This is a genomic window from Streptococcus suis (assembly GCF_002964045.1).
Classification (GTDB): Bacteria; Bacillota; Bacilli; order Lactobacillales; family Streptococcaceae; genus Streptococcus; species Streptococcus suis_U.
In genome coordinates, this window is record NZ_POPB01000246.1 from 1 (window position 1) to 1,985 (window position 1,985).

The following is a 1,985-nucleotide window of genomic DNA, read 5'->3' on the forward strand; positions in this document are numbered from 1 at the left end:
TGGTCATAGTGCAGTACCTTATCCAAGATTATTTCCATTACTTCATGGTTGATAGATTGGAAAAATGTGACTTCCACCTTTCCGAGGCGAATTTTCATCAGAATATCGTTTCTACCTTTCTTCTCAAAGTGTCTAGTTTTGGGAACAGTCAATGGGACGATGGGCTGTGACATAATAAATCCTCCAGTTATGTTTTTTATAACAGTATACAGGAGGAGGGAGTGATTAGATAGATACCTTGTTATTGGGCGGTTACAAAAAATTAAGAGAGCATGTAAATAGAAAAAGGTTCCAGAGTCGATAGGACTTTGGAGCCTTTTCAATATACTTTGTTATTGGGCGGTTACGGAAAGGCGAACCTTTCCTTTTAATTATTTTACCTTGATAGGAGGTTAGGAAAAATAATGTAATTAGTCTTCGTTGCGACGACGCTTACCAACAAGGGCAAGAGCTGCCACTAGCATTGCTGCACCAAGTACGCCAGCTGCTGATGAATCTTCACCAGTGTTTGGCAATTGTGCTTGAGCTGGACTAGCTACTTTTTCAACTACCGCTGGTTTAGCTGGAGATTCAGGAGTTACTGGTTGTGCTGGAGGAGTTGGTTTCGCTGGCTCTTCAGGAGATACTGGTTTCTCTGGAGTTGGCGATACCGGCTCAGGTGGTGTAACTGGTTTAGTTGGGGTTGTTGGAGTCTTAGGTGTAACTGGTACATAGTTAATTGGTGTGTCTGTACCTGGGTTTGATGGCACTGGAGGTGCAATGTAACCCTTAGATGGATCAGTTGGATCAAGTGGTTTCAATGGATTACCATTAGGATCTACTGGGACATATCCTGGAACATGTGGAATTGTTGGAACATCTGTACCTGGTTTGCTTGGATCCGTTGGATCGTTAGGGTAAACGATTGGATCTGTTGGCTGACCTGGGATATTTGGTACCCATGAACCAAGTTTCTTATAAACATAAGTAACGGTTGTTCCACCTGATGGGATCTTACCACTTGGATTTCCTTCTACTTTTTCAAGGATATATCCGTTGATAACTTTTCCACTTGTTGTGTAGTCATCGCCAACTTTACCTGGAATGTTTTCAGATGGTACCAAATCGTTACCATTTTCATCTACGTAGCGTACAACTACTTTAGATTCTTCTGGTACATAGTTGATTGGTGTATCTGTTCCTGGGTTAGATGGTACCGGTGGAGCTTCGTAACCCTTCGTTGGATCTGCTGGATCAACTGGAGTTAACGGTGTTGTTCCATCTGGTCCTACTGGGACATATCCTGGAACATGTGGTATTGTTGGAACTTCTGTACCTGGTTTAGTTGGATCAGTTGGATCATTAGGGTAAACGATTGGTTCAGTTGGCTGACCTGGAATATTTGGAATCCATGAACCGAGTTCCTTGTAAATATAAGTAACTGTTGTTCCACCTGATGGAATCTTACCACTTGGAGTTCCTTCTACTTTTTCAAGGATGTAACCGTTGATAACTTTACCACTTGTCGTATAGTCATCCCCAACCTTACCTGGAATATTTTCAGATGGTACCAATTCTTTACCATTTTCATCTACATAACGTACAACTACTGTTGATTCTTCTGGTACATAGTTGATTGGCGTATCCTCACCTGGGTTAGATGGAACTGGTGGTGCTTCATAACCCTTAGTTGGATCGCCTGGATCCTTCGGAACAAGTGGGGTAGAGCCATCCGGACCAACTGGGATATAACCTGGAATATGTGGAATGGTTGGAACATCCGTACCTGGTTGTGTTGGATCAGTTGGATCATTAGGGTAAACCGTTGGTGGAACTTCCACTGTACCTGTTGGTGGTTGTGGAATCCAGGAACCAAGTTTCACATAGGTCACGACTTCTGTGATGTTTCCTGTCGTTTCTGTCGCAGCGACATTGGCAACAGTTGAATCAAGTTCTACCTTAGTACCGTTGTTGGTTGCTTCTTTTGCGATGTAACCCCCAACTGT

The 1,985-nt window shown here is 42.9% G+C and carries 1 protein-coding gene; it reads right to left on the reverse strand.

What is annotated here, in order from left to right; genetic code table 11:
* Positions 1–410 precede the first annotated feature (410 nt).
* On the reverse strand, positions 411–1,985 hold a 1,575-nt coding region (locus C1E99_RS02335; RefSeq protein ID WP_153060147.1), incomplete at its 5' end, for a MucBP domain-containing protein.